The organism is Franconibacter daqui (assembly GCF_014644275.1).
GTDB classification, from domain to species: Bacteria; Pseudomonadota; Gammaproteobacteria; order Enterobacterales; family Enterobacteriaceae; genus Franconibacter; species Franconibacter pulveris.
The window spans coordinates 498,577-521,462 of record NZ_BMKJ01000002.1 but is presented as its reverse complement, the minus strand read 5'-3'; the positions used below and the strand labels follow the sequence as shown (position 1 = coordinate 521,462).

The window sequence follows — 22,886 nt, the reverse complement described above, 5'->3', positions numbered from 1 at the left end:
GGCTCCTTAGAAATAACCCTGGCGTTTTTTCAGCTCCATCGAGCCTGCCTGGTCGCGGTCAATCACGCGACCCTGTCGTTCGCTGGTGGTCGATACCAGCATCTCTTCAATGATTTCCGGTAGCGTCTGCGCGCCGGATTCCACCGCGCCGGTCAGCGGCCAGCAGCCCAGCGTGCGGAAACGCACCATCCGCTGCTTGATCTCTTCGCCCGGCTGCAGGTCGATGCGATCGTCGTCGATCATCATCAGCATGCCGTCGCGCTCCAGCACCGGGCGCTCTGCCGCCAGGTAAAGCGGAACGATTTCGATATTTTCCAGATAGATGTACTGCCAGATGTCCAGCTCGGTCCAGTTGGAAAGCGGGAAGACGCGAATGCTCTCGCCTTTGTTGATCTGGCCGTTATAGTTATGCCACAGCTCCGGGCGCTGGTTTTTCGGGTCCCAGCGGTGGAAGCGGTCGCGGAAGGAGTAGATACGCTCTTTAGCGCGAGATTTTTCCTCGTCGCGGCGCGCTCCGCCGAAGGCGGCGTCAAAACCATATTTGTTAAGCGCCTGCTTCAACCCTTCGGTTTTCATGATATCGGTGTGTTTGGCGCTGCCGTGCACGAACGGGTTGATGCCCATCGCCACCCCTTCCGGGTTTTTATGCACCAGCAGTTCACAGCCGTAGGCTTTGGCGGTACGGTCGCGGAACTCGTACATCTCACGGAATTTCCAGCCGGTATCGACGTGCAGCAACGGGAACGGCAGCGTGCCCGGATAAAAAGCTTTACGCGCCAGGTGCAGCATTACGCTGGAATCTTTACCGATGGAATACATCATCACCGGGTTAGAAAATTCTGCAGCCACTTCACGAATGATATGGATGCTTTCCGCCTCCAGTTGCCGCAGGTGAGTGAGTCGTTTTTGGTCCATAACCTTTCCTTATAAGGCCTGGTGCAGCAGGCGTTATTGTTGCAGCCAGTTTTGTTACGGCCTGCGCGCAGCAACCGCAGCGTACACAAGTACGTGAGGATGGCGAGCACAGCCCGGAACAAAAAGGGCAAATAAACTAGCCTGTTGCGCCAGGACTAAGCCAAATTAACCACGGAAGAGCGGAACTCTTCCGCCGGGTTGGATTGTTGATACCAGGCCAGTTGCGGGTGAAGCGTCACCACTTCCCCAATCACCAGCAGAGCTGGCATCGGCGCCTGTTTCGCAAGCGCATCGAGTTGTTGTAGCGTGCCGGTGAAGACCTGCTGATCTTCCCGCGTGCCGCGGCTGATAACCGCCACCGGCGTATCGGCGTCGCGGCCGTGTTGAATAAGTTGTTCGCTTATCTCAGCGGCTTTCATGGTGCCCATATAGATGGCGAGCGTCTGGCGGCTTTTCGCCAGCAAGGCCCAGTCGAACGGCGCGCTATCGGGCTTATAATGTCCGGTGACGAAGACCGCGCTCTGGGCATAATCACGGTGCGTCAGCGGGATGCCGGCATAGGCCGTCGCACCTGAAGCCGCCGTGACGCCAGGCACCACCTGAAAAGGCACCCCCGCGGCCTTCGCCGCCTGAAGCTCCTCGCCGCCGCGCCCGAAGATAAACGGGTCGCCGCCCTTCAGGCGCACCACGGTTTTCCCTTCCCGCGCGAAATCGATAAGCATTTGGTTGGTTTCGTGCTGCGCGACGGCATGCGAGCCCGCGCGTTTGCCTACGCAGATACGCTCGGCATCGCGGCGCACAAGATCGAGCACCCCGTCGCTGACCAGGTGGTCATACAGCACCACATCCGCCTGCTGCATGACCTGCAATCCGCGAAGCGTCAGCAGCCCCGCGTCGCCCGGCCCGGCGCCGACGAGAATAATTTCGCCCTGCTCGCTCTCAGGCTCCGCCAGCGTCTGCGCCAGGGTCTCCTGCGCCGCCTGCTCATTGCCCGCCGCCATCTGGCTTGCGAAACGGCCGCGGAAAGCACCTTCCCAGAAGCGACGACGCGCATCGGTGGTGGTCAACCGCGCTTTAATCTTCTCGCGCCAGCTTCCCGCCACTTCCGCCATGCGACCGAGATTCGCGGGCAGCAGCGCCTCAATCTTCTCCCGCAACAAGCGGGCCAGCACCGGCGCGTTGCCGCCGGAGGAGATAGCCACCACCAGCGGCGAGCGGTCGACAATAGAGGGAAAGATAAACGAGCAGAGCGGCTGATCGTCCACCACGTTGACCAGCCGCTGGCGGGCATTCGCCGCGTCAAAAACCCGGCGGTTCAGTTCGCTGTCGTTCGTGGCGGCAATGACCAGAAAAACCGTATCCAGCTGCGCTTCGTCAAACGCCTGCGCGAACCAGTCGATAGCTTTCGCTTCAGCGAGCGCCGCCAGTTCCGGGTGCAGCGCTCGCGCCACCACCCGCACCTGCGCGCCCGCGCGAGTCAACAAAGCGATTTTACGCGCCGCTACCTCACCGCCGCCGACAACCAGCACGGGGCGATTTTTTAACGCGGCAAACAGGGGGAGATAATCCACAACGGCAAAGCTCGCAAGTAACAGGGACTACGGGGGACTATAGGGGGCGCTTGATAACGAATGAAATTACGAATTGGCATGAGTAGTTCCACAAAGGAATAAGTCGCTGGCAAAGCAAATACCAAAAAGTGCTTAAGACGTGGTTTTTCGGGCGTTTGGGATGAAATGAAATTGTGTAAGCCCGGTCACAGTTTCATACTAAGCGGAAAAATTTTTCCGCTCTTTTTCGATTAAGGATTATCTATGCTTTCCGCAGTGCGCCGCTTAACCCTGAGCCTGGCGCTGAGCGTATGCTTTACTCTGCCTGCCGCGGCGCGCGCCCCTGTGCTGGGGGAGACCGCCAATCAACAGACTCGCTATATCGCCACTTATTTTCCCGGCCGGATGACCGGCTCGCCTGCTGAAATGCTCTCGGCGGATTACCTGCGCCAGCAGTTCGCGCAGTGGGGCTACCAGAGCGATATTCGCGCTTTTCACAGCCGTTACGTCTATACCACCGAGAATAAACACGCCAACTGGCATAACGTCACCGGCAGCACAGTCATCGCCGCGCATGAAGGAAAAGAGCCGCAGCAGATAATCATCATGGCGCACCTCGACACTTACGCGCCGCAAAGCGATAACGATGTCGATAACAATCTGGGCGGGCTGACCCTGCAGGGCGTGGATGACAATGCCGCAGGGCTCGGCGTGCTGCTGGAACTCGCGCAGCGCCTGAAAGCGGTGCCCACGCGCTACGGCATTCGCTTTATCGCCACCAGCGGTGAAGAAGAGGGCAAGCTTGGCGCGGAAAATGTCCTCAAGCGCATGAGCGAAAAAGAGAAGAAAAATACGTTGCTGGTGATTAACCTGGACAATCTGGTCGTGGGCGACCGGCTTTATTTCAACAGCGGTCAGAGCACCCCCGCCGCCGTGCGTAAGCTCACCCGCGACCGTGCGCTGGCTATCGCGCATCAGCATGGCATTCCCGCCGCCACCAACCCTGGCCTGAACCCGCGCTACCCGCAGGGTACGGGCTGCTGCAACGACGCTGAGGTGTTTGATAAAGCGGGTATTCCGGTGCTTTCGGTTGAAGCGACAAACTGGTCGTTGGGCAAAAAAGATGGCTACCAGCAGCGCGCGAAAAGCAAAGCGTTTCCGGATGGCAACAGCTGGCATAACGTGCGCCTCGATAACCAGCAATACCTTGATGAAGCACTGCCGGGCCGCATTGAAAAACGCAGCCGTGATGTAATGCGCGTCATGCTGCCATTGGTGAAAGAGCTGGCAAAGGCGGGGAAATAAAAAAACGCGACATTTCGTCGCGTTTTCTCTTTTAACCTTCGTGCAATCCACATTCGCGCTTGAGGCCGAAGAAGCGGGTTTCTTCTTCCGCCATGCCCGGCTCCCATTTGCGGGTGGTGTGGGTGTCGCCGACGGAAAGATAACCCTCGTCCCACAGCGGGTGATATTTCAGCCCATGCTTTTGCAGGTACTGATAAACGGTGCGGTTGTCCCAGTCGATAATCGGCAGGATTTTAAATACGCCGCGCTGAACGCCTAATACCGGCAGGCTGGCGCGGCTGCCGGACTGCTCGCGGCGCAGGCCTGCGAACCAGGTTTGCGCGTTAAGCGCGTTGAGCGCGCGGTTCATCGGCTCGACTTTATTGATCTCGTTGTACTTCTCAATCCCTTCCACGCCCTGTTCCCACAGCTTGCCGTAGCGCGCTTCCTGCCAGGCCGGGCTTTGCTCGGCGCGGTAGATTTTCAGGTTCAGGTTGAGCTTTTCCGTCAGCTCATCAATAAAGCGGTACGTTTCTGGAAAAAGATAGCCCGTATCGGTGAGGATGACGGGAATATCCGGGCGCTCGCGCGTGACCAGATGCAGGCAGACCGCCGCCTGGATGCCGAAGCTTGAAGAGAGCACAAACTCGCCGGGCAAATGCTCCAGCGCCCAGCGCACCCGCTCTTCGGCGCTCAGCGTTTCAAGCCGGGCGTTGGTTTCGGCGAGCGCCGCCGCGCGTTCTTCTTTCGTCTGACCATTAAGCGCGTGCAGATCGAGTTGAGACATGTTGACCTCGCTTGTTTGAGTTCGCTTTCAGCCGGGTGAAGCGTATCGCTTCACCCCGTGAGGCGGGTAAGCGCAGCGCCACCCGCCAGGCCTGCTTATTCCCAGAAATCCCGCGCCGGATCGAGAACCGGACGGATTATCCCGGTGCGCACGGTGAAGTCGCCGAAGCCTTCGCCCGCTTCGCGCTCTTTCGCCCAGCGGCCCACCAGCTCATCTATCGTTTCCAGGATCTCCGGCTCGGTGATGTTCTCGCGATACATCCGCGGAATACGCGTGCCGATACGGTTGCCGCCAAGATGCAGGTTATAGCGCCCCGGCGCTTTACCCACGAGACCCAGCTCCGCCAGCATCGCGCGGCCACAGCCGTTCGGGCAGCCGGTAACGCGCAGGACGATATGCTCATCCGCCACGCCGTGCTTCGCCATCAGGGCGTCCACTTTATCGATAAACGTTGGCAGGAAACGCTCGGCTTCCGCCATCGCCAGCGGGCAGGTCGGGAACGACACGCAAGCCATGGAGTTTTCACGCTGCGGCGTAACGGCGTCCATCAGGCCGTGCGCCCGCGCCAGTTGTTCAATCTTCTCCTTATCGCTTTCCGGCACGCCCGCCACGATAAGGTTCTGGTTGGCGGTGAGGCGGAAATCGCCTTTGTGGATCTTCGCAATTTCCAGCAGGCCGGTTTTCAGCGGACGGCCCGGGAAGTCCAGGATACGGCCGTTTTCAATAAACAGCGTCAGATGCCATTTATTATCGATGCCTTTTACCCAGCCGATGCGGTCGCCGCGACCGGTAAATTCGTAAGGACGGATCGGCTCAAACTTAATGCCCGCGCGACGCTCCACTTCCGCTTTGAACACGTCCGGCCCGACACGCTCCAGCGTATATTTGGTTTTAGCGTTTTTACGGTCGGTACGGTTGCCCCAGTCGCGCTGGGTCGTCACCACCGCTTCCGCCACGGCAAGGGTATGCTCCAGCGGAATGTAGCCAAACTCCGTCGCGGTGCGCGCGTAGGTTTTCTTATTGCCGTGTTCGATAGACAGCCCGCCGCCCACCAGCAGGTTGAAGCCCACCAGCTTGCCGTTTTCGGCAATCGCCACGAAGTTCATGTCATTAGCGTGCAGGTCGACATCGTTCTGCGGCGGCACCACGACCGTGGTTTTGAACTTACGCGGCAGGTACGTCAGCCCGAGAATCGGCTCTTCATCGGTGGTCGCCACTTTCTCCTGGTCGAGCCAGATTTCCGCATAAGCGCGGGTGCGCGGCAGCAGATGCTCAGAGAGCTTTTTCGCCCACTCATACGCTTCGGCGTGCAGTTGCGATTCCACCGGGTTAGAGGTGCAGAGCACGTTGCGGTTCATGTCGTTGGCGGTCGCCAGCGCGTCCAGCCCGACAGAGTGCAGCATCTGGTGCGCCGGCTTGACGTTTTTCTTCAGCAGACCGTGATACTGGAACGTCTGACGGTTGGTCAGGCGAATGCTGCCGTAGATAGTGTTTTCGCCCGCGAACTTATCAATCGCCAGCCACTGCTTCGGGGTCATGATCCCGCCTGGCAGACGGCAGCGCAGCATCATCGCGTGGCGCGGCTCAAGCTTCTGCTCGGCGCGCTCGGCGCGGATATCGCGGTCATCCTGCTGATACATGCCGTGAAAACGGATCAGCAGGAAGTTGTCGCCATTAAAGCCGCCGGTCAGGCCGTCATTTAAATCTTCGGCGATGGTGCCGCGCAGGAAGTTACTTTCGCGTTTCATGCGTTCCGCGTCGGTAAGTTTTCCTTCGACCACCAGAGGCCCTGGGTGTTTTTCGCTCATTAATAGACGTCTCGCTGGTAACGGCGCTCTACGCGCAGCTCACTTAAATATTCGTCTGCCGCCTCGGCGTCCATCGCGCCGTGTTCGGCAATCACTTCCAGTAAAGCCTGGTCGACATCTCGCGCCATGCGAGTCGCGTCGCCGCAGACATAAATGTGCGCGCCGTCGTTAATCCAGCGCCACAGCTCCGCGCCCTGCTGGCGCAGTTTATCTTGTACGTAAATTTTTTCTTTTTGATCCCGCGACCAGGCAAGATCGATGCGGCTCAGCACGCCCTCTTTAACGTAGCGCTGCCACTCCACCTGGTAGAGGAAATCTTCAGTAAAGTGCGGGTTGCCGAAGAAGAGCCAGTTTTTGCCCTGCGCGCCATCTGCCGCACGCTGCTGCATAAAGGCGCGGAACGGCGCGATGCCGGTGCCGGGGCCAATCATAATCACTGGCGTATCCGGGTTGGCTGGCAGACGGAAGTTGTCGTTATGCTCGATAAATACGCGCACTTCGCCATCTTCCTCCAGACGGTCCGCGAGGAAGCTTGACGCCCCACCCGCGCGCGGACGGCCTTCGATATCGTAGCGCACCACGCCCACGGTGATGTGCACTTCGCTCTCCACTTCCGCCTGTGAAGAGGCGATGGAGTAAAGACGCGGCGTCAGCGGACGCAGCAGGCCGAGAAGTTTATCGGCGTCCAGCTGCGCAGGCGCGAAACGCACCATATCCACAATCGGCACCGTAGCGGCATAGTGCTGAAGCTTCGCTTTATCGCCCACCAGCGCCAGCAATTGTTCGTTGCGGGTCAACGTCGCATAGTTTTCCACGATGTTGGCGGTATTCACGGTCAGCTCAAAGTGCCACTGCAGGGCTTCGCTAAGCGGCAGGGTTTTCCCTTCCACCTCAACAGGCTCATCGCCTTTCAGCCACAGCAACTCCACCAGCTCCTGCACCAGAGCCGGGTCGTTCTGATACCAGACGCCCAGCGCGTCGCCCGGCTGATAGCGCAAGCCGGAATCGCCCAGATCGATCTCCAGATGACGAACGTCTTTCCCGGAGTCGCGGCCGGTGATTTTCTGGTTAACGGCAAGCGTCGCCGTCAGCGGCGCTTCTTTGGTGTAAGGCGTGGAGTCTACCAGGTTGACAGCGCCCTGGGCGGCAATGCTTGCCTGCGCAGGCGCAGCCGGCGCGCGGGCTTTCAGCACTTCTACCACGCGCGCGCGCCACTCTTGCGCAGCCGCCTGGTATTCCACATCCGCATCCACGCGGTCGAGCAGACGCTCAGCGCCCAGCTCCGCCAGCTTGCTGTCGAAATCTTTCCCCGCCTGGCTGAAGAACTCATAAGAGGTATCGCCCAGACCAAAAACGGCGAAAGCGGCGCCATTGAGTTTCGGCGCCTTTTTCGAGAACAGGAATTTGTGCAGCGCGACGGCCTCTTCCGGCGGCTCCCCTTCCCCCTGGGTAGAGGTGACGATCACCAACAGCTTTTCAGAAGCGATTTGCTTAAACTTATAGTCACCGGCGTTAACCAGCTTAACGTTCAGCTTCGCCGCGAGCAGATCGTCGCGCAGCGCCTCCGCCACCCGGCGCGCATTGCCGGTCTGAGAAGCCGAGATAAGCGTAATGGCTGGCGCTTCGGCGACAGGGGCGGCAGCTTGCGCCGCGGCACCCGGCTGGTTGGAGATCCCCCAGAAATAGCCTGAAAGCCAGGCGAGCTGGGTGGGCGTTAAATCGTGGGTCGCCGTCTGAAGGCGAGCCAGCTGCTCCGGGCTCAGCGGGAGCAAAGCGCTTGGTGGGGCCTGCGTCGTCATGCGTCGTTATGTTCCAGTAGCAAAGCTGTTTTTTATTGTAAAAACAGAAGAGAAAGTAAGGTTAACGGGCGGCATAGTAACAATTAAAGAAGGGATGGAAATAATAAATAACCAAAAGCACTAACCGCTTTTATCACTAAGACTAAGCGGCAAAAGTGGTTAATCATCTTTTTGATTACAAAGGATTAATTTCACCAGCGAAACGCCATCCTGCCGCTTATCGTTAACGACGGTTTTAGTTAATGCTAAAAACGGTCAATTCCGGTACTATGCGGCGGTTTTTTGCCAGACTGAGACTGCGTTATGCCTACCACCCTGTTTAAAGATTTCATGTTCGAAGCCGCCCACCGCCTGCCACACGTACCGGAAGGCCATAAATGCGGACGTCTGCATGGGCATTCCTTTATGGTGCGCCTGGAAGTAACAGGCGAGGTGGATCCGCATACCGGTTGGATCATCGATTTTGCCGAACTGAAGGCGGCCTTCAAGCCGGTTTACGACCAGTTGGATCACTATTATCTCAACGATATTCCGGGGCTTGAGAATCCGACCAGCGAAGTGCTGGCGAAATGGATTTGGGACCAGATGAAGCCGAAGATGCCGTTGCTGAGCACGGTAATGATTAAAGAGACCTGCACGGCGGGCTGCGTATACCGCGGCGAATAAGCGCGGCGTCAGCGAGAAATAAAAAAGGGGCTTACGCCCCTTTTTTCATGCAATGTTCAGGTATTTATGCGTTTGCATGGAAAGCCGCCAGTTGCGGGCGATACAGGTTTCAATGCACAAACGGGTGGCATCCTCTTTCTGGCTGATAGGCTGGAGCGCAATCACGCGCTGCTTATCGTCATGCAGCCTTGCCAGCAATTCATCCAGCGCTTCTATATCACGCATGCGCCCCACCGGGTGTTTCACCTCATCGGCGCGCTGCAACGCCTGGTCCAGCACCTCATAACCGCCGCGCATATTCACTTTTGGCGACACCGTTACCCAGGTGGTGGGCGTACAGCGCACTTCATGTGTGCCGCTGGTTTCAATCTGGCAGCTAAAGCCGTTTTTCTCCAGCAGGTGAGTGAGCGGCAGCAGATCGTGAATGCACGGCTCGCCGCCAGTGATAACGACATGGCGCGCGGTATACCCCTGGCGGCTAATGACCGCCAGCAGATCTTCACTGCTGGCTGCGCCCCATTTATCGCTCTCTTTGGTTTTGGCGATCACGCTGTAAAGCGACACTTCCCGATCGGCGAGCTTATCCCACGTGTGTTTGGTGTCGCACCAGGCACAGCCAACCGGGCATCCCTGCAATCGAATAAAAATGGCGGGAACGCCGGTAAAGTAACCCTCGCCCTGCAGGGTCTGGAACATCTCATTAATCGGGTACTGCATGATACTCTCTGCAAATGGTGTAAACCGTAATTATCGCAGAAGTTACGGTCGGGGTCATGTGTTGCGGCGCCTGCGCGATGAACACAGGCGCCGGTAGCGATGCTCAGGCTGGCTTACAACGCGGTTTTACGCTTGAAATCAATCACCATTCGGCCTTTGATCTTCCCTTCTTCCATTTCATGGAAGATAGCGTTGATATCTTCCAGAGGACGCAGGGTAACATTCGGCACCACCTTACCCTCGGCAGCGAACTGGAACGCCTCCGCCAGATCCTGACGCGTGCCCACCAGCGAACCGACCACCTCGATGCCATCCAGCACCAGGCGAGGAATATTGAGGCTCATCGATTCCGACGGCAAGCCTACCGCCACAATGCGCGCGCCGGCGCGAACCGCATCCACCGCGGAGTTGAACGCCGCTTTCGCCACCGCCGTTACCACTGCCGCGTGCGCCCCACCTGTCTTTTCCTGAATAATTTTAGCCGCATCGTCGTTACGGGAGTTGATAGTTAGCTCAGCGCCGCTCTCTTTAGCAAACTCAAGCTGCATATCATTTACATCCACGGCGATGACTTTCGCATTGAACACATTTTTAGCGTATTGCAACGCCAGGTTGCCAAGCCCGCCAAGGCCGTAAATCACAATCCACTGGCCGGGACGGATATTCGAGCTTTTCACCGCTTTGTAAGTCGTGACGCCTGCGCAGGTGATGCTGCTGGCTGCGGCGGAATCCAGGCCATCCGGCACTTTAACCGCGTAATCCGCCACCACGATGCACTCTTCCGCCATACCGCCATCCACGCTGTAGCCGGCGTTTTTCACATTACGACAGAGCGTTTCATTGCCGCTGGCACAATATTCGCAATGCCCGCATCCCTGAAAAAACCAGGCGACGCTCGCGCGATCGCCAGGCTTAAGCGAAGTGACGCCCGGGCCGATGGCTTTGACGACCCCAATACCTTCATGCCCCAGCGTCCTGCCAGTGACATCGCCAAAGTCGCCATTTTTTACATGCAGATCGGTGTGGCAAACGCCGCAGCACTCCATGGCGAGCAAGGCTTCGCCATGTTCCAGCGGGCGCAGGGTTTTATCGATGATTTCAACCGAATGGTCTTTGCTGACAACGGCGGCTTTCATAGTCTCTCCTCATAGCATGGACAGGACTTTGTTATTTATTGCTTTTAAGCATCAAGCGTTACATCTCGCCGTTAAGTATGGAGGAAGCACAAATGAGCGCAAAAAGCGCCCATAAAAAAACCCGCCGAAGCGGGTTTCAATTACTTTACAGGGTCAGCATTACGCCTGGCCTTTGATCTCTTTACGACCGTTGTACGGCGCTTTTTCACCCAGCGCTTCTTCGATACGAATCAGCTGGTTGTATTTAGCAACGCGGTCAGAACGGCTCATGGAACCGGTTTTGATCTGGCCTGCAGCGGTACCTACTGCCAGGTCGGCAATGGTCGCGTCTTCGGTTTCGCCAGAACGGTGAGAGATAACGGCAGTGTAGCCTGCATCTTTCGCCATCTTGATAGCAGCCAGCGTTTCGGTCAGAGAACCGATCTGGTTGAATTTGATCAGGATGGAGTTAGCAATGCCTTTCTCGATGCCTTCTTTCAGGATCTTGGTGTTGGTTACGAACAGGTCGTCGCCAACCAGCTGGATTTTGTCGCCCAGCACTTTGGTCTGGTAAGCAAAACCGTCCCAGTCAGACTCGTCCAGACCGTCTTCGATAGAAACGATCGGATACTGTTTGGTCAGATCTTCCAGGAAGTGGGTGAATTCTTCAGAGGTGAAAGCTTTGTTGCCTTCGCCAGCCAGAACGTATTTACCGTCTTTGTAGAATTCAGAAGCCGCGCAGTCCATCGCCAGAGTGATGTCTTTGCCCAGCTCATAGCCAGCCGCTTTAACCGCTTCAGCGATAACCGCCAGCGCTTCAGCGTTAGAACCCAGGTTCGGCGCGTAGCCGCCTTCGTCGCCAACAGCGGTGTTCATGCCTTTGGCTTTCAGAACTTTCGCCAGGTGATGGAAGACTTCAGAACCCATACGGATGGCTTCTTTAACGGTCTTCGCGCCAACCGGCTGAATCATGAATTCCTGGATATCAACGTTGTTGTCAGCGTGCTCGCCGCCGTTGATGATGTTCATCATCGGAACCGGCATAGAGAATTTGCCCGGGGTGCCGTTCAGCTCAGCAATGTGCTCGTACAGCGGCATGCCTTTAGCGGCAGCGGCAGCTTTAGCGGCAGCCAGAGAAACAGCCAGAATGGCGTTTGCACCGAAGTTGGATTTGTTTTCAGTACCATCGAGGTCGATCATGATTTTGTCGATGGCAGCCTGGTCTTTAGCGTCTTTACCTACTACAGCCTGAGCGATTGGGCCGTTTACCGCAGCAACAGCTTTGGTTACGCCTTTACCCAGGAAACGGGATTTGTCGCCATCGCGCAGTTCCAGCGCTTCGCGGGAACCCGTAGAAGCACCTGACGGTGCAGCGGCCATACCTACGAAACCGCCTTCCAGGTGAACTTCGGCTTCAACAGTCGGGTTACCACGGGAGTCGATGATTTCACGACCGATGACTTTAACGATTTTGGACATTAGGTTTTCCTCAGTACAAGTTAAACTAAAACTCCAGACAAACAACGCGCGAAAAATTCGCGCGTTGCCGTTCTAACTCTGCTTACTTCGCCTGACGCTTCTGGTAATCGCTCGCGGCTTTCACAAAGCCTGCGAACAGCGGATGACCATCGCGCGGGGTGGAAGTAAATTCCGGGTGGAACTGACAAGCGACAAACCACGGGTGATTCGGCACTTCGATGATCTCGACCAACTGATCATCGCCGGAACGGCCCGCAACTCGCAGACCTGCTGCTTCAATTTGTTTCAACAACATATTGTTGACTTCGTAACGGTGGCGGTGACGCTCGACAATGGTCGGCTCGCCATACAGCTGGCGCACCAGGCTATCGTCGCTGAGCTGACACTGCTGCGCGCCAAGGCGCATCGTCCCACCGAGATCGCTTTTTTCCGTACGCGTCTCAACGTTGCCATTTTCGTCGCGCCACTCAGTGATCAACGCAACGACTGGATACTTACAGTCTGGCACAAATTCAGTGGAGTTGGCGTTGTCCATTCCCGCAACGTGACGGGCATATTCAATCAGCGCAACCTGCATACCGAGGCAAATGCCGAGGTAAGGAATATTGTTCTCGCGAGCGTAACGCGCGGTGGCGATTTTGCCTTCCACGCCGCGATAGCCAAAGCCGCCAGGGATAAGGATAGCGTCCAGTCCCTTAAGCACCTCTTCGCCGCGCGTTTCCACATCCTGCGAATCGATAAGCTTAATGTTGACGGTCACGCGGTTCTTAAGCCCGCCGTGTTTCAGCGCTTCAATAACGGATTTGTAGGCGTCCGGCAGTTCAATGTACTTGCCGACCATACCAATCGTCACTTCGCCTGCCGGGTTAGCTTCTTCATAAATCACCTGTTCCCATTCTGACAGGTTCGCTTCCGCGCAGCTGAGGCTGAATCGTTTACAAATATAATCGTCGAGCCCCTGCGATTTCAACAGGCCCGGAATTTTATAGATGGAATCGACATCTTTCAGAGAAATAACCGCTTTTTCCGGTACGTTACAGAACAACGCAATCTTGGCGCGTTCGTTCGCCGGCACGGCGCGATCGGAGCGGCAAATCAGCACGTCCGGCTGAATGCCGATAGAGAGCAGTTCTTTTACGGAATGTTGAGTCGGCTTGGTTTTGACTTCGCCCGCCGCCGCCATGTAAGGCACCAGCGTCAGGTGCATAAACAGCGCGTGTTCACGACCGATATCAACCGCCAGCTGACGAATCGCTTCGAGGAACGGCAGGGATTCGATATCGCCCACGGTGCCGCCGATTTCAACCAGCACCACATCGTGGCCTTCGCCGCCTTCAATGATGCGTTCTTTAATGGCGTTGGTGATGTGCGGAATAACCTGTACGGTCGCGCCCAGATAATCGCCACGGCGTTCTTTACGCAATACGTCAGAATAGATACGACCCGTGGTGAAGTTGTTGCGACGGGTCATCTTGGTACGGATGAAACGCTCGTAGTGACCCAGGTCCAGGTCGGTTTCAGCGCCGTCTTCAGTAACGAACACTTCCCCGTGTTGAATAGGGCTCATGGTGCCCGGATCGACGTTAATGTACGGATCCAGTTTCATGATAGTTACGTTGAGGCCACGGGCTTCGAGAATGGCTGCGAGGGAGGCTGCGGCAATGCCTTTACCCAGAGAGGAAACGACCCCGCCGGTCACAAAAATATAGTTCGTTGTCATGCTGAACCTGAGAAGTTAGGTTTAAAGACGATGGAATAACCAGGACGGGAAAGTAGTATACCCGAACACGACAGGGCTCACAAACTTTCATTCTGTGCGTTCAGCGCCAGGTCTTGCCAATCTCAAGCCGTGAGAAAATAGCGGCTTTGCGCGAAATGTTTTTGACGCAAATCAAGCGCTTGTTAATTAAGTTTTCCCACAACAAGCGCTTAATAAGAAAAAGCCTTAGCGATCAGTTTCCTGGCGTTTTACTTCCTGCCAGGCCGCTTCCATTTGCTCGAGCGTGGCGTGCTCCATTTTCACGCCCTGCGCGTGGATGATTGACTCAACCTGGCGAAAACGGCGTTCAAATTTCCGGTTCGCTTTTTGCAGCGCGATCTCCGCTTTGCTGCCCAGATGACGAGAAAGATTCACCGTGGCGAACAGCAAATCGCCAATCTCTTCCTCAAGCTTCGCCTCATCCACGACAGCCTGCTGCGCTTCATGCATCACCTCATCGATTTCTTCATGCACCTTTTCCACAACAGGGCCAAGAGAGGTCCAGTCAAACCCCACCGCCGAGCAGCGTTTCTGAATTTTATGCGCGCGCATCAGCGCAGGCAGACTCTCCGGGATATCGTCCAGCGCGGAGTGCTGCGCTTTTTCGGCGCGTTCGGCGCTCTTGGTCTTTTCCCAGTTAGCCAGCACTTGTGCGCTGTCGCTGAAATTCGCTTCGCCGAAAATATGCGGGTGACGACGCTCCAGCTTGTCGCTGATGGCGCGGCAAATATCGTCAAAGTTAAAGCGCCCCTCTTCCTGCGCCATCTGGGCGTAAAACACAACCTGGAAAAGCAGGTCGCCCAGCTCGCCGCGCAGGTCGTCAAAATCCTCGCGCGCGATAGCGTCCAGCACTTCATAGGTCTCTTCCAGCGTATAGGGCGCAATAGTGGCGAAAGTCTGTTCTTTGTCCCACGGGCAGCCGTTTTGCGGGTCGCGCAGGCGCTGCATAATGCCAAGCAGGCGGTCGATCTGATTCATGGTTAATCCTTGCAAATTCGGGGATTTCTTCTCCTGCGAGAAGGAGAAAAGAGAGGTAAGGTCCGCTCTGCGGCTTTGGATGTCAAGGGAGGCGGCCTCCCACGAAAGCGCAGGGGCGCCCACAGCGCCCCTGTCCGTCGCGGTTAACCGTGCAGCCGCCGGGCGTCGATTACATCCGGCACCTGGTTGAGTTTGCCGAGCACGCGGCCCAGTACCTGCAGGTTGTATATCTCAATTTCCATATCGATGGTGGCGAGCTGCTGGCGCGTGTCGCTGCGGCTGGTGACGCCAAGCACGTTCACCTTCTCGTTGGCGAGGATCGTGGTGATATCGCGCAGCAGGCCGCTGCGGTCGTTGGCAGTTACGCGCACAATCAACGAGTAGCCCGCGGAATAGCTCTCGCCCCATACCGCGTCGACAATGCGCTCCGGCGCATGCGATTGCAGTTCCGCCAGCTGGTCGCAGTCGGCGCGGTGGATGGAGATGCCGCGTCCCTGGGTGATAAAGCCGACAATATCGTCGCCCGGAATCGGCTGGCAGCAACGGGCGATATGGTGCATCAGGTTGCCGACTCCCTCTACCACCACGCGGCCGTTGTCTTTGCTGCGCCCCTGCGGCGTATAGCTTTTCTGCGTGAGCTGGCGCAGCGCCGCCGCATCCTGCTCTTCCGCACTCGGCTTGTTGAACTGCGCCTGCAGGAAATTCACCATCTGGTTGAGGCGAATATCGCCGCCGCCAATCGCCGCCAGCAGCTCGTCGATTTCATTGAAGTTATAGCGCGGCAGCAGATGTTTTTCCGCCTCTTTCAGGCTGATGCCCAGATGCGCCAGTTCATCATCCAGAATCTGCCGTCCGGCGAGAATGTTTTTATCCCTGTCCTGCTTACGGAACCAGGCGTGGATCTTCGAGCGCCCGCGGCTGGTGGTGACATAGCCAAGGTTCGGGTTTAACCAGTCGCGGCTCGGGTTTGGCTGTTTCTGGGTGATGATTTCTATCTGGTCGCCCATCTGCAGCTGGTAGGTAAACGGCACAATGCGTCCGCCAATTTTCGCGCCGATGCAGCGGTGCCCTACATCGCTGTGGATGTGATAGGCGAAATCGAGCGGCGTGGAGCCCGCAGGCAGATCCACCACATCGCCTTTGGGCGTAAAGACGTAAACCCGGTCGTCGAAGACCTGGCTGCGCAGTTCGTCGAGCATTTCGCCGGAGTCGGACATCTCTTCCTGCCAGGCGATAAGCTTACGCAGCCAGGCAATACGGTCTTCATGCCCAGTGCGACCGCCGCTGGTGGCGCCCTCTTTATATTTCCAGTGCGCCGCCACGCCGAGCTCGGCGTCCTCGTGCATCTGTTTGGTGCGAATTTGAATCTCTACCGTTTTGCCGCCAGGGCCCAGCACCACGGTGTGAATAGACTGGTAGCCGTTCGGCTTCGGGTTGGCGACATAGTCGTCGAACTCATCGGGTAAATGGCGATAATGCGTATGTACTATCCCCAGCGCGGCGTAGCAATCCTGCAAGCGCTCGGCGACGATACGCACGGCGCGCACGTCAAACAGCTCGTCAAAGGCGAGATGCTTTTTCTGCATCTTGCGCCAGATACTGTAGATATGTTTGGGGCGCCCGTAGACTTCCGCCTTCACGCCCTCTTCTTTCATCGCCTTGCGCAGGTGCGCGACGAACTCATCGATGTAATGCTCGCGATCGATACGCCGCTCGTGCAGCAGCTTAGCGATGCGCTTGTACTCCGCCGGGTGCAGATAGCGGAAGCAGTAATCTTCCAGCTCCCATTTGAGCTGGCCGATGCCGAGGCGGTTGGCGAGCGGCGCGTAAATGTTCGTACACTCTTTCGCCGCCAGCACGCGTTCATCTTCCGGCGCGTCTTTAACCTCGCGCAGATGCGCAATACGTTCGGCAAGCTTAATGACCACGCAGCGGAAGTCGTCGACCATCGCCAACAGCATGCGACGCACGTTATCGACCTGTTCGGAAGAGACGGCGTCGGTATGCGTGGCTTTCAACTGGCGAATCGCCGCCATGTCGCGCACGCCATGAATCAGCGTGACGACCGGTTTGCCCACGCTTTCCGTCAGCACCTCTTCGCTGACGACTCCGCTGTCCACCAGCGGGAAGAGCAGCGCGGCGCGCAGGGTATCGATATCCATGCTGAGCATCGAGAGGATTTCGACCATCTCAACGCCGCGCCACAGCACCGCCTCCGCCTGCGGATGACCGCTGGTTTGCTGTTCACAATAACGCCAGGTCTCGGTTAAGCGTTCACAAGACTGCTGACTGGCGATGCCAAGGCTCGCCACCCATTTTTCATGGTCAAATTCGCCAGCTTTATTGAGATGCGCACTTCTTACCGCAACCATCGTCCTCTCCTTAAGGGACCAGCCGCCGCGCCCGCAGGCGAGCGGCCATTACTCTCGAACAAACAGCACCATCGATTCCAGGTGGCCAGTGTGCGGGAACATATCCAGCATTGCCAGCCGTCTGATCTGGTAACCCGCCGCCAGCAGCGCGTCGCTGTCGCGCGCCAGCGTGGTGGGGTTACAGGATACATAGACCACACGTTTGGGCAGTAATTTCACAATATGATGCATGACACCAGCCGCGCCCGCTCGCGCCGGGTCGAGCAGCACCTTGTCAAACCCCGCTTTCGCCCAGGGCTGACGGGTGACGTCCTCTTCCAGGTTCTCGTGAAAGAAAGTGACGTTTTTCAGCGAGTTAAGGCGGGCATTATAGTCGCCTTTCGCCACCAGCGCAGCTACGCCTTCCACGCCGACCACGCTCTGCGCCCGTTTTGCCAGCGGCAGCGTGAAATTGCCCATGCCGCAGAAAAGATCGAGCACCCGCTCGCCGGGCTCAACCGAAAGCCACGTCAGCGCGCGCGCCACCATCTGCTGGTTTACCGCGTCGTTCACCTGGATAAAATCGCGCGGGCTGAAGCTTAAGCGTAGCTGGTCCGAGGTATACCAGGGCGCTTCGCCGCTTACCTGTTCAAGGGTATCGCTTTGGGCGGCAAGGTACAGCGCAACGCCTTCGGAATGCGAAAAGCGTTCCAGTTTTTGTCGGTCTGCGGCGCTGAGCGGAGCGAGATGACGAAGCACCAGCAGCGGCCCGTTATCCGCCAGCACCAGTTCGACATGTCCCGGGTTGCGGATAGTTTCCAGTTCGCTCAGGCAGGCGCGCAGCGGCGCCAGCAACGCCTCAAGGCGGGGCGCCAGAATGGGGCACTGGTGAACATCCACCAGCTCATTCGAACTGGCTTTGCGAAAGCCCATCTGCAACGTCTGGTCGCGAGGGGAAAACGCAAGGCTCAGCCGGGCGCGGCGGCGATAACCCCACTCCGGCCCGGCTATCACCTCGTCCACATCGCGCTTCATCAGGCGGCTTAACGCCTGGGATTTGCTCTGCTGTTGCAGGCTGACGCTGGCGTGCTGCTGCTGGCAGCCGCCGCACACGCCAAAATGCGGGCAGCGCGGAGGCACCCGCTCCGGGCTGTCGGAAAGCCGTTTTTTCACCGCGCCGCGGGCGAACTGCCGTTTTTCTTCCGTCAGCGTCACTTCGCCCGTTTCGCCCGGCAGCAGGCCCGGCACGAACAGCGCTTTGCCTTCGTGACGCGCCACCCCCTGCCCGAAAGGATCGAGATCGGTTACGTTAACGGTTATGATCTGACGCGTCGTCACGCGTCGCTTTGCAGAGTAGAATTGCGCCATCGCCGAGATTTTTCTCAATCAACCATATTGACGCTGATTGTCCCATAACGGAACCCCATGACCAACTACAGCCTGCGGGCACGCATGATGATCCTCATACTGGCCCCCACCGTTCTTATTGGCCTGCTGCTCAGTATTTTCTTTGTGGTTCACCGCTACCATGACCTCCAGCGCCAGCTGGAAGACGCAGGCGCGAGCATTATCGAACCGCTGGCGGTGGCGAGCGAATATGGCATGAGCCAGCAAAATCGCGAGTCTATCCGCCAGCTCATCAGCGTCCTTCACCGTCGCCACTCCGATATCGTGCGCGCCATTTCTATTTACGACGACCAGAACCGGCTGTTTGTCACCTCCAACTTTCATCTGAGCCCTGATGAATTGCAGCTCCCGTCGGGCAAGCCGCTGCCGCGGGGAATGAGCGTCGCCCGCGACGGCGAGCAGATGATCCTGCGCACGCCGATAATCGCTGAAAGCTATTCGCCGGATGAATCAGAAGTCACCGACGCCAAGCCGGAAGGCAATATGCTTGGCTACGTGGCGCTGGAGCTGGATCTCAAATCCGTCCGTTTGCAGCAGTATAAAGAGATGTTTATCTCGGTGATGTTGATAATGATCTGCATCGCCTGCGCCCTGCTCTTCGCCTGGCGGCTAATGCGCGACGTAACCGGCCCTATCCGCAATATGGTCAACACGGTCGACCGCATCCGCCGCGGCCAGCTCGACAGCCGCGTGGAAGGCTTTATGCTCGGCGAGCTGGATATGCTGAAAAACGGCATCAACTCAATGGCGATGTCGCTTGCCGCCTATCACGAAGAGATGCAGCACAATATTGATCAGGCGACCTCCGACCTGCGGGAAACGCTGGAGCAGATGGAGATCCAGAACGTTGAGCTGGATCTGGCCAAAAAGCGGGCCCAGGAGGCAGCGCGCATCAAATCGGAATTTCTGGCGAACATGTCTCACGAGCTGCGTACGCCGCTTAACGGCGTCATCGGCTTTACTCGCCTGACGCTGAAAACGGGGCTGACTCCGACCCAGCGCGACCATTTAACCACCATTGAGCGCTCGGCGAACAACCTGCTTTCCATCATTAACGACGTGCTGGACTTCTCCAAGCTGGAAGCCGGCAAGCTGATGCTGGAGAGCATTCCCTTCCCGCTGCGCACCACGCTTGACGAAGTGGTGACGCTGCTGGCGCATTCGGCTCACGACAAAGGGCTTGAGCTGACGCTGAACATTAAAAACGATGTCCCGGACAGCGTAATAGGCGACCCGCTGCGCTTTCAGCAGGTCATCACGAATCTCGTGGGCAACGCCATTAAGTTTACTGAAAGCGGCAATATCGATCTCTTTGTGGAAAAACGCTCTATCAGCAACAACAAAGTGCAGGTTGAAGTGCAGATCCGCGATACCGGCATCGGCATTCCGGAACGCGACCAGTCGCGGCTCTTCCAGGCGTTTCGCCAGGCGGACGCCAGCATTTCGCGCCGCCACGGCGGCACCGGGCTTGGGCTGGTCATTACGCAGAAACTGGTTCACGAAATGGGCGGTGATATTTCCTTCCACAGCCAACCGAACCGCGGCTCGACCTTCTGGTTCCATATCAGTCTGGATCTGAACCCGAACGCCATGGTCGATGGCCACGCGACCGACAGCCTGGCGGGGAAACGCCTCGCCTATGTCGAAGCGAACGCGGCGGCGGCGCAAAGCACGCTCGACCTGCTGGCCGCCACGCCGCTGAAAGTTATCTACAGCGCCACGTTCGCCACCCTACCCGATGAGCATTACGACATGTTGCTGCTGGCGGTGCCGGTAAACCAGCGTGAGCCGCTCTCCATGCAGCATGACATGCTGGCGAAGGCGGCGACGCTTACCGACTGTCTGCTGCTGGCGCTGCCCTGCCACGCGCAGGTGGATGCCGAAGCGCTGAAGAAAGAGGGGGCGGCGGCTTGCCTGATCAAACCCGTTACCTCGGCGCGCTTGCTGCCGCTGCTGATTGAACATTGCCAGATGCAGCAAGCGCCCCACCGTCTTGCCGACGCGCGCGGCAGGCTGCCGATGAAGGTGATGGCGGTGGACGACAACCCGGCCAACCTCAAGCTTATCGGCGCGCTGCTGGAAGACCAGGTGCAGAGCGTGGTGCTGTGCGAAAGCGGCCAGCAGGCGGTGGACTGCGCGAAGCAACAGCAGCTCGACATTATCCTCATGGATATTCAGATGCCGGAGATGGACGGTATTCGCGCCTGCGAGCTTATCCGTCTGCTTCCACATCATCAGCAGACGCCGGTTATCGCGGTGACCGCGCATGCGCTGGCCGGGCAGAAAGAAAAACTGCTCGCGGCCGGCATGAACGATTACCTCGCCAAGCCGATTGAAGAAGAGAAGCTGCATTCCCTGCTCTTACGTTATCAGCAGGGGATGCCCCTCGTTCCTGGCGCGCTTTCCACGCCGGTTTCCCCCGTCACGCCTGAAGTCCGCCACGACGTGACGCTTGACTGGCCATTGGCGCTGCGCCAGGCAGCCAATAAAACCGACCTCGCGCGCGACATGCTGAACATGCTGCTCGAGTTTTTGCCGCAGGTGCGAAACACCGTGAAAGAGCAGCTGGTAGGAGAAAACCCGGAAGGCCTGCTGGAGATTATTCACAAGCTGCACGGCAGCTGCGGCTACAGCGGCGTGCCGCGTCTGAAGAATCTCTGCCTGTTGATTGAGCAGCAGATGCGCAGCGGCGTGGCGGCGCAAGCGCTGGAGCCTGAGTTTCTGGAATTGCTGGACGAGATGGATAACGTGGCGCGGGAGGCGCGGCGCATTCTCGGCTAGCGTTTAAGTTCCTCTTCAGGCGGCAGCACGCGCACAAAAAGCTTCAGTCATGCGAACGCTTTCAAAACCACCCCGACGTTTTAAAAAAGAAACGGCGCCTGAGGGCGCCGCTTCGAACCTGCTGAAAAACCTTAACGCACCATGCAAGGGCGCTTGTTATCGAATGTCCAGCCCGGGATCAGCGACTGCATCGCCAACGCATCGTCGCGCGCGCCAAGGCCATGTTTTTGATAAAGCTCGTGCGCTTTCATCACCTGGTCCATGTCCAGTTCAACGCCAAGGCCCGGTGTCTTCGGCACCTGCACCTTGCCGCCCGTGATCTGCAACGGATCTTTGGTCAGGCGCTGGTTTCCTTCCTGCCAGATCCAGTGGGTGTCGATGGCGGTAATGTCGCCCGGCGCGGCGGCGGCCACATGGGTGAACATGGCGAGCGAAATATCAAAGTGGTTATTGGAATGCGAGCCCCAGGTAAGGCCGAACTCATGGCACATTTGCGCCACGCGCACCGAGCCTTGCATGGTCCAGAAATGGGGGTCCGCCAGCGGAATATCGACAGATTGCAGCGACAGGGTGTGCCCCATCTGCCGCCAGTCGGTGGCTATCATGTTAGTGGCGGTCGGCAGGCCGGTGGCGCGTCGGAACTCCGCCATCACTTCGCGACCGGAGTAACCCTGTTCGGCGCCGCACGGATCTTCCGCATAAGCCAGCACGCCCTTCAACTGCTTGCCGATACGGATAGCCTCTTCCAGCGACCAGGCGCCGTTCGGGTCGAGCGTCACGCGCGCCTGCGGGAAGCGCTTCGCCAGCGCCGTAATCGCCTCGGCCTCTTCTTCGCCCGCCAGCACGCCGCCTTTGAGTTTGAAGTCGTTGAAGCCATATTTTTCATACGCCGCTTCGGCGAGGCGCACCACGGCGTCCGGCGTCATCGCCTCTTCGTGGCGAATGCGGTACCAGTCGCAGCGCTCATCCGGCTGGCTCTGGTAAGGCAGGTTAGTGAGGTTGCGATTGCCGACAAAGAAAAGATAGCCGAGCATCTCGACTTCATCGCGCTGCTGGCCGTCGCCAAGCAGGCTTGCGACATTAACGCCAAGATGTTTGCCGAGCAGATCGAGCAGCGCCGCTTCAATGCCGGTCACCACGTGAATGGTGGTGCGCAGGTCGAACGTTTGCAGGCCGCGTCCACCCGCGTCGCGGTCAGCGAACTGGTTGCGAACAGCCGTCAGCACATTTTTGTATTCGCCGAGGGTTTTGCCCGTCACAAGCGCCGCAGCATCTTCTAACGTCTGGCGGATTTTTTCGCCGCCCGGGATCTCGCCCACGCCCGTGTTTCCCGCGTTGTCCTTAATAATGACGATGTTACGGGTGAAGAAAGGCGCGTGCGCCCCGCTCAGATTCATCAGCATGCTGTCGTGCCCGGCAACCGGGATCACTTGCATGGACGTCACAATGGGGGTCTGTTGTGTACTCATGATCTCAATCCTTTTCTTCGT

Annotated in this window: 16 protein-coding genes; 3 read left to right on the top strand and 13 right to left on the bottom strand. The window is 57.8% G+C overall.

Translation table 11 applies throughout. The features are described 5' to 3' along the window. Positions 1-6: 6 nt before the first annotated feature. Both cysD and cysG read right to left on the bottom strand, forming a co-directional pair. Positions 7-915 (bottom strand): sulfate adenylyltransferase subunit CysD, encoded by a 909-nt coding sequence (gene cysD / locus IEX01_RS11720; RefSeq protein WP_024557187.1) that lies wholly within the window; start codon positions 913-915, stop codon positions 7-9. 155 nt (positions 916-1,070) lie between these two features. Then, on the bottom strand, positions 1,071-2,486 hold the full coding sequence (gene cysG / locus IEX01_RS11715) for a siroheme synthase CysG (protein ID WP_188723886.1): 1,416 nt from the start codon (positions 2,484-2,486) through the stop codon (positions 1,071-1,073). A 243-nt stretch (positions 2,487-2,729) separates the two neighbouring features. Between cysG and IEX01_RS11710 the strand changes: the two genes are divergently transcribed. Continuing rightward, entirely contained in the window at positions 2,730-3,770 is a 1,041-nt protein-coding gene (locus tag IEX01_RS11710) for an aminopeptidase (RefSeq protein ID WP_048887897.1), read from the top strand. A gap of 31 nt (positions 3,771-3,801) precedes the next feature. Here the strand turns inward: IEX01_RS11710 and IEX01_RS11705 are convergent, their stop codons facing one another. From IEX01_RS11705 to cysJ, 3 genes are all read right to left on the bottom strand, one after another. Continuing rightward, complete coding sequence (locus tag IEX01_RS11705) at positions 3,802-4,536, bottom strand: phosphoadenylyl-sulfate reductase (protein ID WP_024560158.1); 735 nt, start codon at positions 4,534-4,536, stop codon at positions 3,802-3,804. 95 nt (positions 4,537-4,631) lie between these two features. Then, a complete protein-coding gene (gene cysI, locus IEX01_RS11700) occupies positions 4,632-6,344 on the bottom strand; it encodes an assimilatory sulfite reductase (NADPH) hemoprotein subunit (RefSeq protein ID WP_188723885.1) in 1,713 nt (570 codons plus the stop codon). Next, positions 6,344-8,143: an NADPH-dependent assimilatory sulfite reductase flavoprotein subunit gene (gene cysJ / locus IEX01_RS11695; RefSeq protein ID WP_024560157.1), complete on the bottom strand. Its 1,800-nt coding sequence runs from the start codon at positions 8,141-8,143 to the stop codon at positions 6,344-6,346. Before cysJ ends, cysI begins: the two co-directional genes overlap by 1 nt. Positions 8,144-8,446: 303 nt before the next feature. Here cysJ and queD point away from each other — a divergent pair, with 303 nt between their 5' ends. Further along, positions 8,447-8,809 carry a 6-carboxytetrahydropterin synthase QueD gene (gene queD, locus IEX01_RS11690; RefSeq protein ID WP_188723884.1) on the top strand — a complete coding sequence of 121 codons (363 nt, stop codon included), beginning with the start codon at positions 8,447-8,449 and terminating at the stop codon, positions 8,807-8,809. Positions 8,810-8,854: 45 nt separating this feature from the next. On the opposite strand, the gene queE is transcribed toward queD, so the two are convergent. From queE to rlmD, 7 genes are all read right to left on the bottom strand, one after another. Continuing rightward, positions 8,855-9,526 (bottom strand): 7-carboxy-7-deazaguanine synthase QueE, encoded by a 672-nt coding sequence (queE, locus tag IEX01_RS11685; RefSeq protein ID WP_024560156.1) that lies wholly within the window; start codon positions 9,524-9,526, stop codon positions 8,855-8,857. Positions 9,527-9,639: 113 nt separating this feature from the next. Next, complete coding sequence (gene adhP / locus IEX01_RS11680; RefSeq protein WP_024560155.1) at positions 9,640-10,662, bottom strand: alcohol dehydrogenase AdhP; 1,023 nt, start codon at positions 10,660-10,662, stop codon at positions 9,640-9,642. A 159-nt stretch (positions 10,663-10,821) separates the two neighbouring features. Then, positions 10,822-12,120 carry a phosphopyruvate hydratase gene (gene eno, locus IEX01_RS11675; RefSeq protein WP_024556415.1) on the bottom strand — a complete coding sequence of 433 codons (1,299 nt, stop codon included), beginning with the start codon at positions 12,118-12,120 and terminating at the stop codon, positions 10,822-10,824. A gap of 82 nt (positions 12,121-12,202) precedes the next feature. After that, positions 12,203-13,840: a glutamine hydrolyzing CTP synthase gene (gene pyrG, locus IEX01_RS11670; RefSeq protein WP_024556416.1), complete on the bottom strand. Its 1,638-nt coding sequence runs from the start codon at positions 13,838-13,840 to the stop codon at positions 12,203-12,205. A gap of 225 nt (positions 13,841-14,065) precedes the next feature. Then, positions 14,066-14,857 carry a nucleoside triphosphate pyrophosphohydrolase gene (gene mazG, locus IEX01_RS11665; protein WP_024556417.1) on the bottom strand — a complete coding sequence of 264 codons (792 nt, stop codon included), beginning with the start codon at positions 14,855-14,857 and terminating at the stop codon, positions 14,066-14,068. A 143-nt stretch (positions 14,858-15,000) separates the two neighbouring features. Beyond that, positions 15,001-17,229 carry a GTP diphosphokinase gene (relA, locus tag IEX01_RS11660; protein ID WP_024556418.1) on the bottom strand — a complete coding sequence of 743 codons (2,229 nt, stop codon included), beginning with the start codon at positions 17,227-17,229 and terminating at the stop codon, positions 15,001-15,003. Positions 17,230-17,277: 48 nt separating this feature from the next. After that, positions 17,278-18,576 (bottom strand): 23S rRNA (uracil(1939)-C(5))-methyltransferase RlmD, encoded by a 1,299-nt coding sequence (gene rlmD, locus IEX01_RS11655; RefSeq protein ID WP_024560153.1) that lies wholly within the window; start codon positions 18,574-18,576, stop codon positions 17,278-17,280. A 57-nt stretch (positions 18,577-18,633) separates the two neighbouring features. Here rlmD and barA point away from each other — a divergent pair, with 57 nt between their 5' ends. Further along, complete coding sequence (gene barA / locus IEX01_RS11650) at positions 18,634-21,396, top strand: two-component sensor histidine kinase BarA (RefSeq protein WP_188723883.1); 2,763 nt, start codon at positions 18,634-18,636, stop codon at positions 21,394-21,396. A gap of 131 nt (positions 21,397-21,527) precedes the next feature. Here barA and gudD read toward each other — a convergent pair whose 3' ends face one another. Then, entirely contained in the window at positions 21,528-22,865 is a 1,338-nt protein-coding gene (gene gudD, locus IEX01_RS11645; protein ID WP_024556421.1) for a glucarate dehydratase, read from the bottom strand. Positions 22,866-22,886: the final 21 nt, after the last annotated feature.

What these genes read in the sequence shown, in the direction of transcription:
- adhP (WP_024560155.1), bottom strand. Translation starts at nt 10,662, where the DNA reads ATGAAAGCCGCCGTTGTCAGCAAAGACCATTCGGTTGAAATCATCGAT.
- cysJ (WP_024560157.1), bottom strand. Translation starts at nt 8,143, where the DNA reads ATGACGACGCAGGCCCCACCAAGCGCTTTGCTCCCGCTGAGCCCGGAG.
- gudD (WP_024556421.1), bottom strand. Translation starts at nt 22,865, where the DNA reads ATGAGTACACAACAGACCCCCATTGTGACGTCCATGCAAGTGATCCCG.
- cysD (WP_024557187.1), bottom strand. Translation starts at nt 915, where the DNA reads ATGGACCAAAAACGACTCACTCACCTGCGGCAACTGGAGGCGGAAAGC.
- mazG (WP_024556417.1), bottom strand. Translation starts at nt 14,857, where the DNA reads ATGAATCAGATCGACCGCCTGCTTGGCATTATGCAGCGCCTGCGCGAC.
- IEX01_RS11705 (WP_024560158.1), bottom strand. Translation starts at nt 4,536, where the DNA reads ATGTCTCAACTCGATCTGCACGCGCTTAATGGTCAGACGAAAGAAGAA.
- relA (WP_024556418.1), bottom strand. Translation starts at nt 17,229, where the DNA reads ATGGTTGCGGTAAGAAGTGCGCATCTCAATAAAGCTGGCGAATTTGAC.
- rlmD (WP_024560153.1), bottom strand. Translation starts at nt 18,576, where the DNA reads ATGGCGCAATTCTACTCTGCAAAGCGACGCGTGACGACGCGTCAGATC.
- eno (WP_024556415.1), bottom strand. Translation starts at nt 12,120, where the DNA reads ATGTCCAAAATCGTTAAAGTCATCGGTCGTGAAATCATCGACTCCCGT.
- queD (WP_188723884.1), top strand. Translation starts at nt 8,447, where the DNA reads ATGCCTACCACCCTGTTTAAAGATTTCATGTTCGAAGCCGCCCACCGC.
- queE (WP_024560156.1), bottom strand. Translation starts at nt 9,526, where the DNA reads ATGCAGTACCCGATTAATGAGATGTTCCAGACCCTGCAGGGCGAGGGT.
- pyrG (WP_024556416.1), bottom strand. Translation starts at nt 13,840, where the DNA reads ATGACAACGAACTATATTTTTGTGACCGGCGGGGTCGTTTCCTCTCTG.
- barA (WP_188723883.1), top strand. Translation starts at nt 18,634, where the DNA reads ATGACCAACTACAGCCTGCGGGCACGCATGATGATCCTCATACTGGCC.
- IEX01_RS11710 (WP_048887897.1), top strand. Translation starts at nt 2,730, where the DNA reads ATGCTTTCCGCAGTGCGCCGCTTAACCCTGAGCCTGGCGCTGAGCGTA.
- cysI (WP_188723885.1), bottom strand. Translation starts at nt 6,344, where the DNA reads ATGAGCGAAAAACACCCAGGGCCTCTGGTGGTCGAAGGAAAACTTACC.